This window comes from Pseudomonas subflava, from assembly GCF_023823685.1.
Classification (GTDB): Bacteria; Pseudomonadota; Gammaproteobacteria; order Pseudomonadales; family Pseudomonadaceae; genus Aquipseudomonas; species Aquipseudomonas subflava.
This window is the reverse complement of the sequence record NZ_JAMXBF010000003.1, coordinates 208,577-217,352: the sequence shown is the minus strand read 5'-3', so window position 1 is coordinate 217,352 and position 8,776 is coordinate 208,577. Positions and strand designations below refer to the sequence as shown.

Sequence of the window (8,776 nt, the reverse complement as noted above, 5' to 3'; positions counted from 1 at the left end):
TCTTTCAAGGAGCCGCCATGAGCCAAGCCATCGCCAGCCAGAACAGTGTCAGTAGCCTCACCGGCCTGCTGGTGCCGCTGGCCGACCGCACCCTGCTGCTGCCCAACGTGGCGGTGGCCGAACTGATTCCCTACCGTCCGCCGCACGTCACGCCGGGGCTGCCGTCCTGGTTCCTCGGACAGGTGGCCTGGCGCGACCTGCAACTGCCGCTGCTGTCCTTCGAGGCAGCCTCCGACGGGCAGCCGCAGATCGGCCCCGGCGTGCGCGTGGCCGTGCTCAACGCCATGGGCGGCCGCGACAGCGTCAAGTTCATCGCCCTGCTGGTGCAGGGCATCCCGCGTTCGATGAAGGTCGACGGCAACCTGCAGCGTGCCAGTGGCGCCGCGCTGGCCCCGCTGGAGCTGGATGCCGTGCAGCTCGGCGAGGCCGTGGTGAAGATCCCCGACCTGATCGGCCTGGAGCAGAAGCTGGCGGATGCCGGCCTGATCTGAAGCTCACCTTCGCCGCACGGCTCGAACGCCACCCCGCATTCGAGCCGACGCGATCAGCCCTCTGCGTCGGGCTAAGACGCCTCGGCGAGTCTGCACCGGCGCAATCCAGAGACATCCCATGCTGCCCATCTTTCTCGCCGCCATGCTGTTCGGCCTGGCGTTCTGCGCGTCTCCGGGCGCGGTGTTCAGCGAAACCCTGCGCCGCGGTCTGACCGGCGGCTTTCGTCCGGCGCTGCTGGTGCAGTTGGGCTCGCTGATCGGCGATGCGGTCTGGGCATTGATCGGCCTGACCGGGCTGGTCCTGCTGCTGGCGCAGGACAGCGTGCGCGTGCCGCTGACTCTGGCCTGCGCGGCCTATCTGGCCTGGCTCGGTATCCAAGGCCTGCGCGATGCCTGGCGGCCGCCGGTGCAGGCGGAGGGAGTCCAGCAGGGGCGCAACGCCTTCGGCGCGGGCGCACTGCTGTCGTTGTCCAACCCGAAGAACATCGTGTTCTGGGGCGCCCTGGGCAGCGCGCTGGCCGGCATCGTTGAAGGCACGCCGAGCCAGGCGCAGATGGTGGTGTTCTTCGCCGGCTTCATGTTCGCCTCGCTGCTCTGGTGCTTCGTCTGCGCCGCGCTGGTGGACTGGCTGCGCCGCCACACGTCGGTCCTCTGGCAGCGCGTCAGTTATGCCGCCTGCGGGCTGATGCTGCTGGTGATGGCGGGACTCACGTTGCGCGGCCTCTGAGCCACCAACAAAAAGCCCCGGACCTTGCGGTACCGGGGCTCGTTCAGAACGTTGCGACTCAGCGCTGGGCTTCTGCCCGGCCCTGGGCCTCGGCGGCCTGGTCAGCGGCAGCGTTGTCTTCGGAGGTGCGGGTACCCCAGTAGTCGGCGTTCTTGATGCCGAGCTTCTCCGGGTGGAACACCGGCTCCTTGCCTTCCTTCTGCTGCGCCTCGTAGTCCTTCAGGCACTTGAACGCGGTCTTGTGCATCAGCAGGATGGCGACGATGTTCAGCCAGGCCATCAGACCCACACCCAGATCGCCCAGGCCCCAGGCCAGGTCGGCGGTCTTCACGGTGCCGTATACGGTGGCCGCGATGATGCCGACCTTCAGCAGCAGGGTCAGAATCGGGCGCTGCACCTTGCGGTTGATGTAGGCGATGTTAGTTTCGGCGATGTAGTAGTACGCCACGATGGTGGTGAAGGCGAAGAAGAACAGCGCCACGGCGACGAAGATGTTGCCGAAGCCCGGCATCATGTTCTCCATCGCGGTCTGCACGTAGCCCGGGCCCGCGGCGACGCCGGCGATGCCGGTGAACAGCGCGCTGCCATCAGGTGCCTGCACGTTGTACTGGCCGGTGATCAGCAGCATGAACGCGGTGGCGGAGCAGACGAACAGGGTGTCGATGTACACCGAGAAGCCCTGCACCAGGCCCTGCTTGACCGGGTGGCTGACGGCGGCGGCCGATGAGGCGTGTGGGCCGGTGCCCTGACCCGCTTCGTTGGAGTACACGCCACGCTTCACGCCCCACATGATGGCCAGGCCGAGGATGGCGCCGAAGCCGGCTTCCAGACCGAAGGCGCTCTTGAAGATCAGCGCGACCACTTCCGGCAGCTTCTCGATGTTCAGCATGACGATGACGCAGGCCACCAGGATGTAGCCAAGGGCCATGAACGGCACCACGAACTCGGCGAAGCGGGCGATGCGCTTGACGCCGCCGAAGATGATCAGGCCGAGCATGATGGCCAGGATCGCCGCGGTGGTGTTGGGGTGCACGTCGAAGGCGGTCTGCACGCTGGAGGCGATGGAGTTGGCCTGTACGCCCGGCAGCAGCAGGCCGCAGGCGAAGATGGTGACGATGGCGAAGGCCCAGGCGAACCATTTGATGCCCAGGCCCTTCTCGATGTAGAAGGCCGGGCCGCCGCGGTACTGGCCGTCCAGCTTCTCCTTGTAGACCTGGCCGAGGGTGGACTCGACGAAGGCCGAGCTGGCGCCGAGGAAGGCCACCATCCACATCCAGAACACCGCGCCCGGGCCACCGAAGGTGATGGCGGTGGCGACGCCGGCGATGTTGCCGGTACCGACGCGGCCGGCGAGGGTCATGGTCAGCGCCTGGAAGGAGGTGATGCCGTGTTCATCGGTGCGACCGTTGAACATCAGGCGGATCATTTCCTTGAAGTGGCGAACCTGCAGGAAGCGGCCGCGCAGGGAAAAATACAGACCGACGCCGAGGCACAGATAGATCAGTGCCGGGCTCCAGACCAGCCCGTTTAATGTCGAGACCAGTTCGTTCATTGAGTGCTCCTGTTGGCCCGGGACGGGGTGCGGCCTTCTCTTGAAAGGTCCGGGTCCCGGCAAATTGTTATTGGAGTGAGGTCGGCACGATACGTGTCGACCTCGGCAAAGGCGGCGCGATTATGGATGCGGACCGCCGTCGGCGCGCAGAGCATGCCAGAGGCGGACGCACTTGCCATTCGCTGAAGTCACATCTTGTTACGTCCAGGCGACACGCGCGCTAGAAATCGCCCCACAGCTGCTGGGCGACGGCCAGCGCCACCACCGGCGCCGTCTCGGTGCGCAGCACCCGCGGGCCCAGGCGTGCGGGGTGAAAACCGGCTGCCCCGGCCTGCTCGACCTCGGCCTCGGTCAGGCCGCCTTCGGGGCCGATCAGGAAGGCCAGACTCTGGGGCCTGGCATGGCTCTCCAGCGGCGCCGCCACCGGATGCAGGACCAGCTTCAGATCGGCCGCGACGCCGGCCTGCCATTCGGCCAGCGTCTGCGGCGCGTGGATGACCGGCAATACCGAGCGGCCGCACTGCTCGCAGGCGCTGATCGCCACCTGGCGCCAGTGGGCCAGGCGCTTGTCGGCGCGCTCGTCCTTCAGGCGCACTTCGCAGCGCTCGGAGACGATCGGGGTAATCTCGCTGACACCCAGCTCGGTGGCCTTCTGGATCGCCCAGTCCATGCGCTCGCCGCGCGACAGGCCCTGGCCGAGATGCACCCGCAGCGGCGACTCGGCCTGGCCGTCGAACTGCTCGCGCAGCTCGACGCGCACGGCCTTCTTGCCCACCTCGATCAGCTCGCCGCGGTACTCCTGGCCGCTGCCGTCGAACAGCTGCACGGCGTCGCCCACGGCATGGCGCAGCACCCGGCCGATGTAATGGGCCTGGGCCTCGGGCAGTTCGTGCTGGCCGAGGGCGAGCGGGGCATGGATGAAGAAGCGGGATAGACGCATGAAAGGGCTACGAGAGGTTGAAGGAAAGCGGCAAGCTTAAAGCCGGGAAGGGCGCTTTTGTAGGGTGCGCCATGCGCACCCTACATTTCAGCCCGGATCGCGAAAACCGGGATACAGATCGGCCTGCATGGACACGCTCACCGATTCGCGGGTGGCGAGGTCAATGCCTTCGCTGGCCACCTCGGCGAGGAAGTCGATCTCCTCCGGCGTGATCACGTAGGGCGGCAGGAAATACACCACGCTGCCCAGCGGGCGCAGCAGGGCGCCACGCGTCAGCGCATGCTGGTACACCGCCAGGCCGCGGCGCTGCTGCCAGGGGTAGGCGACCTTGCCGGCCTTGTCCTGGACCATCTCGATGGCCAGGGCCATGCCCGTCTGCCGTACCTCGGCCACGTGCGGGTGGTCCCTGAGGTGCTCGGTGGCACTGGCCATACGCGCGGACAGCCGCTTGTTTTTCTCGATGACGTTGTCCTGCTCGAAGATGTCCAGGGTCGCCAGGGAGGCGGCGCAGGCCAGCGGGTTGCCGGTGTAGGTGTGCGAGTGGAGGAAGGCGCGCAGGGTGGCGTAGTCGTCGTAGAAAGCGCTGTACACCTCGTCCGTGGTCAGCACGGCGGCCATCGGCAGGTAGCCGCCGGTGAGCGCTTTGGACAGCACCAGGAAGTCCGGGGTGATGCCGGCCTGCTCGCAGGCGAACATCGTCCCGGTGCGGCCAAAGCCCACGGCGATCTCGTCGTGGATCAGGTGCACGCCGTAACGGTCGCAGGCCTCGCGCAGCAGCGTGAGGTAGACCGGATGGTACATGCGCATGCCGCCGGCGCCCTGGATCAGCGGCTCGACGATCACCGCGGCGACCTCGTGATGATGCTCGGCCAGGGTCTGCTCCATGGCGGCGAACAGGGTGCGCGAATGCTCTTCCCAGCCCATGCCCTCGGGACGCAGGTAGCAGTCCGGGCTCGGCACCTTGATCGTGTCGAGCAGCAGCGCCTTGTAGGTGTCGGTGAACAGCGCCACGTCGCCCACCGACATGGCCGCCACCGTCTCGCCGTGGTAGCTGTTGGTCAGGGTGACGAAGCGCTTCTTCTCGGGCTTGCCGGTGTTGATCCAGTAGTGGTGGCTCATCTTCAGCGCCACCTCGATGCCCGAGGAGCCATTGTCGGCGTAGAACACCCGGTTCAGCCCTGCCGGGGTGATGCGCACCAGGCGCTCGGATAGCTCGACCACAGGCGCGTGGGTGAAGCCCGCCAGCATCACGTGTTCCAGGCTCTCCAGCTGTTCCCTGATGCGCGCATTGATGCGCGGGTTGCCGTGGCCGAACACGTTGACCCACCAGGAGCTGACCGCGTCGAGGTAGCGCTTGCCGTCGAAGTCTTCCAGCCATACGCCTTCGCCGCGTTTGATCGGGATCAGCGGCAGGCGCTCGTGATCCTTCATCTGGGTGCAGGGGTGCCACAGCACGGCGAGGTCGCGCTGCATCCACTGGGCGTTCTGGCTCATGACTCATCTCCGCTACGACAGGGGCGTGAGCCTATCAGAAGGCTGGCGCGGACAGGCCGTCACGGCGAGCCCGGAGTCGGGCAATCATCTGGTTACTCGATATTTCGCAGCGAAAAATTCCGCTTTTAATCGATGCGTTTGCCGCTAGGCTTCTCCCATTCCCCGCTTCGGATTTCTTTCATGCAGTGGCGCAACTCGAATTCCACCTACGGCCTGGTCAGCATCCTGTTGCACTGGCTGGTGGCGCTGGCGGTGTTCGGCCTGTTCGGCCTCGGCCTGTGGATGGTCGGCCTGGACTACTACAGCACCTGGTATCGCACGGCGCCGGACCTGCACAAGAGCATCGGCATCCTGCTGTTCGTGGTCATGCTCGGCCGTGTCGCCTGGCGCCTGGTCAGCCCGCCGCCGCCCGCGCCGGCCAACCATGGCGCGGCCACCCGCCTGGCCTCCAAGGCCGGCCATGGGTTTCTCTACCTGGCCCTGTTCGTACTGATGATCAGCGGCTACCTGATTTCCACCGCCGACGGCCGCGGCATCGCCGTGTTCGGCCTGTTCGAGGTGCCGGCCACGCTGGCCGGCATTCCGGATCAGGCCGATGTCGCCGGCGCTATCCACGAGTACCTCGCCTGGGCCCTGGTGATTTTCGCCGGCCTGCATGCCCTGGCGGCGTTCAAGCACCATTTCGTTGACCGTGACGCCACCCTGGTGCGCATGTTCGGGCGCACCGGCAAGTAACCCACAAGGAGACCGTTAATGCTCAAAAAATCCCTCGCCGCCCTGACCCTGGGTGCCGCACTGTTCGCCGGCCAGGCCATGGCTGCCGACTACGCCATCGACAAGCAGGGCCAGCACGCCTTCATCAACTTCAAGATCAGCCACCTGGGCTACAGCTGGTTGTACGGCACCTTCAAGGACTTCGACGGCAGCTTCAGCTTCGACGCCAAGGCGCCGGAAGCCAGCAAGGTGAGCGTCAAGATCAACACCGCCAGCGTCGACTCCAACCATGCCGAGCGCGACAAGCACCTGCGCAGCGGTGACTTCCTCAACGTCGACAAGCACCCGACCGCCAGCTTCGAGTCGACCTCGGTGAAGAGCACCGGCGAAGGCACTGCCGACATCACCGGCAACCTGACCCTGAACGGCGTGACCAAGCCGGTGGTGATCGCCGCCAAGTTCCTCGGCGAAGGCAGCGACCCGTGGGGCGGCTACCGCGCCGGCTTCGAGGGCAGCACCAAGCTGAAGCTGAAGGACTTCGACATCCAGAAGGACCTCGGCCCGGCTTCCCAGGAAGTGGAGCTGATCCTGTCCGTCGAAGGCGTTCGGCAGTAAACCGGGTTTGCTGCGCGTCGGCCATGCGTCGTTGGAGAAGGCCCCTTGGGTGCGCTCATTACTACCTGTAAAGTCCGCGCCCTCGGCCCTTTTCGTGGGGCCGCCTAGGCCTAGCCTGGCTCTGGCTCGCTAAACCCTCGCCACTTTCGGGTGGCACAAAAAAAGCCGGCCCTTGGGCCGGCTTTTTCATGGCGCGGAAGATTACTCCGCGGCTTCGTTCTTGCGGGTCAGCAGCGCCGGCTTCTCGCCACGCGGACGGCTGTCCTGCAGGCTCTCCAGCTGCTCCATGGTCGGCAGGCGCTCACCCTTGCGGATGATCAGCGGCTGCTTGGTGGCGCGGTTGTCCTGCACCGGCTCCTGGCGCTCATAGCGCGGCTCGTCGCGGCGCATGCCGCCGTTGCCGCGCGGGCCCTGGCCTCCGCGACCGCGGTTCTGCCCCTGGCCTTGGCCGCCCTGGCGCTGGCCGGACTTGGCCGGCTTCTGGCCGCCCTGTCCGCCCTGGCGCGGAGCACCCTGGCCGCGGGCCTGACCGCCCTGACCCTGACCGCCGCGACGCTGATTACGGCCCGGCGCCTTGGGCGGGTTGGGGCTGACGTAGTCGGCGCGGTTGCCGAAGTTGTCGAAGTCGTCGTCGAGGAACTCCTCGGGATCGCGCTCCGGCGGCAGGCCCTGCGGCGAGGCCGGCTTGCGCGCCTGACGCGGCTGGTTCTGCTGCGGCTGCTGGGCCTGGGCCTGCGGCTGGCCTTCACCGGCGCCCTTGCCCTTGCCACGACGACGCTTGCGCTTCTTGCCCTGGCCGTCGCCGGCTTCGCCGTCGGCCTTGGCCTCGCGCTTGGGTTCGTGGCGCGGCTTGTCGGCACGCGGCTGGCGCTCAGGGCGCGGACCGCGGGCTTCCGGCTTCTCCACCTCGACGCTGGCCGGGTCGAAGCCCTGCATGTCGCCGTCCGGGATCTGCTGCTTGGTCATGCGCTCGATGGCCTTGAGCAGCTTTTCCTCGTCCGGCGCCACCAGCGAGATGGCCTCACCGCTGCGCCCCGCACGGCCGGTACGGCCGATGCGGTGGACGTAGTCTTCCTCGACGTTGGGCAGCTCGTAGTTGACCACGTGCGGCAGCTGGTCGATGTCCAGGCCGCGGGCGGCGATGTCGGTGGCCACCAGGATGCGCACCTGGTTGGCCTTGAAGTCGGCCAGGGCCTTGGTGCGCGCGTTCTGGCTCTTGTTGCCGTGGATCGCGGCGGCCGGCAGGCCATGCTTGTCCAGGTACTCGGCCAGGCGGTTGGCGCCGTGCTTGGTGCGGGTGAACACCAGCACCTGTTCCCAGGTGCCGAGGGTGATCAGGTGCGCCAGCAGGGCGCGCTTGTGCGTGGCCGGAATGCGGAACACGCGCTGCTCGATGCGCTCGACGGTGGTGTTCGGCGGCGTCACCTCGATGCGCTCGGGATCGTGCAGCAGCTTGGTGGCCAGGGCGATGATGTCCTTGGAGAAGGTCGCCGAGAACAGCAGGTTCTGGCGCTGCGCCGGCAGGCGCGCGAGGACCTTCTTCACGTCGTGGATGAAGCCCATGTCGAGCATGCGGTCGGCTTCATCAAGGACCAGGATCTCCACGCGGGAGAGGTCGACGCTGCCCTGGCCGGCCAGGTCGAGCAGGCGGCCGGGGCAGGCGACGAGCAGGTCGACACCCTTGGCCAGGGCCTGGACCTGCGGGTTCATGCCGACACCGCCGAAGATGCAGGCGCTGACCAGCGGCAGGTCGCGGGCGTAGATCTTGAAGCTGTCGTGCACCTGGGCCGCCAGCTCGCGGGTCGGGGTGAGCACCAGCACGCGCGGCTGTTTCGGGCCGTGGCGGTGTTCGCGGTCCGGATGGCCGCCCGGGAACAGGCGCTCCAGGATCGGCAGGGCGAAGCCTGCGGTTTTACCAGTACCCGTCTGGGCGGCGACCATCAGGTCGCGGCCTTGCAGCACGGCGGGAACGGCCCGCTGCTGCACCGGAGTGGGCTGGGCGTAGCCGGCGGCTTCAACGGCGCCGGCCAATGCCTCGGAGAGACCGAGGGAAGCAAAGGACATGAGTCATCCTGTCAAAAATGGGGCGAAGGCCCGATGGGGAAGTTGCCTGGCTTGAATCGCTCTCGCTGAACGATCCCGTCCGGTACTGCTGGGCGATGGGTTGCCGAGCATCCGGGCGCAAGCCTGGCGGGTGCCCGGAGTATAACAGAGCAATGCGGTCGGGCCGCTAGCTCCTCGTC

The 8,776-nt window shown here is 67.1% G+C and carries 8 protein-coding genes; 4 read left to right on the top strand and 4 right to left on the bottom strand.

All coding sequences use genetic code 11. The features are described from left to right. Window positions 1-17 precede the first annotated feature (17 nt). Together NF616_RS04445 and NF616_RS04440 are read left to right on the top strand one after the other, a co-directional pair. Window positions 18-491: a chemotaxis protein CheW gene (locus NF616_RS04445; RefSeq protein WP_252271850.1), complete on the top strand. Its 474-nt coding sequence runs from the start codon at window positions 18-20 to the stop codon at window positions 489-491. 118 nt (window positions 492-609) lie between these two features. Next, window positions 610-1,218, top strand: coding sequence for a LysE family translocator (locus NF616_RS04440; protein WP_252271849.1), 609 nt, complete (start codon window positions 610-612; stop codon window positions 1,216-1,218). A gap of 58 nt (window positions 1,219-1,276) precedes the next feature. Here the strand turns inward: NF616_RS04440 and NF616_RS04435 are convergent, their stop codons facing one another. The 3 genes from NF616_RS04435 to NF616_RS04425 all read right to left on the bottom strand — a co-directional run bounded on the left by NF616_RS04435 (window position 1,277) and on the right by NF616_RS04425 (window position 5,204). Next, window positions 1,277-2,770 (bottom strand): alanine/glycine:cation symporter family protein, encoded by a 1,494-nt coding sequence (locus NF616_RS04435; RefSeq protein ID WP_252271848.1) that lies wholly within the window; start codon window positions 2,768-2,770, stop codon window positions 1,277-1,279. 220 nt (window positions 2,771-2,990) lie between these two features. Beyond that, window positions 2,991-3,710 (bottom strand): 16S rRNA (uracil(1498)-N(3))-methyltransferase, encoded by a 720-nt coding sequence (locus tag NF616_RS04430; RefSeq protein WP_252271847.1) that lies wholly within the window; start codon window positions 3,708-3,710, stop codon window positions 2,991-2,993. Between the two features lie 87 nt (window positions 3,711-3,797). Beyond that, window positions 3,798-5,204, bottom strand: coding sequence for an adenosylmethionine--8-amino-7-oxononanoate transaminase (locus NF616_RS04425; RefSeq protein WP_252271846.1), 1,407 nt, complete (start codon window positions 5,202-5,204; stop codon window positions 3,798-3,800). Window positions 5,205-5,384: 180 nt separating this feature from the next. Between NF616_RS04425 and NF616_RS04420 the strand changes: the two genes are divergently transcribed. Further along, window positions 5,385-5,939: a cytochrome b gene (locus NF616_RS04420; RefSeq protein ID WP_252271845.1), complete on the top strand. Its 555-nt coding sequence runs from the start codon at window positions 5,385-5,387 to the stop codon at window positions 5,937-5,939. Window positions 5,940-5,957: 18 nt separating this feature from the next. Then, entirely contained in the window at window positions 5,958-6,533 is a 576-nt protein-coding gene (locus tag NF616_RS04415; RefSeq protein ID WP_252271844.1) for a YceI family protein, read from the top strand. Between the two features lie 201 nt (window positions 6,534-6,734). Here NF616_RS04415 and rhlE2 read toward each other — a convergent pair whose 3' ends face one another. After that, on the bottom strand, window positions 6,735-8,597 hold the full coding sequence (gene rhlE2, locus NF616_RS04410) for an RNA helicase RhlE2 (RefSeq protein WP_252271843.1): 1,863 nt from the start codon (window positions 8,595-8,597) through the stop codon (window positions 6,735-6,737). Window positions 8,598-8,776 lie beyond the last annotated feature (179 nt).

Excerpts from the sequence above, each read along its gene's own strand:
- rhlE2 (WP_252271843.1), bottom strand. The coding sequence starts at position 8,597 with ATGTCCTTTGCTTCCCTCGGTCTCTCCGAGGCATTGGCCGGCGCCGTT.
- NF616_RS04425 (WP_252271846.1), bottom strand. The coding sequence starts at position 5,204 with ATGAGCCAGAACGCCCAGTGGATGCAGCGCGACCTCGCCGTGCTGTGG.
- NF616_RS04430 (WP_252271847.1), bottom strand. The coding sequence starts at position 3,710 with ATGCGTCTATCCCGCTTCTTCATCCATGCCCCGCTCGCCCTCGGCCAG.
- NF616_RS04435 (WP_252271848.1), bottom strand. The coding sequence starts at position 2,770 with ATGAACGAACTGGTCTCGACATTAAACGGGCTGGTCTGGAGCCCGGCA.
- NF616_RS04440 (WP_252271849.1), top strand. The coding sequence starts at position 610 with ATGCTGCCCATCTTTCTCGCCGCCATGCTGTTCGGCCTGGCGTTCTGC.
- NF616_RS04415 (WP_252271844.1), top strand. The coding sequence starts at position 5,958 with ATGCTCAAAAAATCCCTCGCCGCCCTGACCCTGGGTGCCGCACTGTTC.
- NF616_RS04420 (WP_252271845.1), top strand. The coding sequence starts at position 5,385 with ATGCAGTGGCGCAACTCGAATTCCACCTACGGCCTGGTCAGCATCCTG.
- NF616_RS04445 (WP_252271850.1), top strand. The coding sequence starts at position 18 with ATGAGCCAAGCCATCGCCAGCCAGAACAGTGTCAGTAGCCTCACCGGC.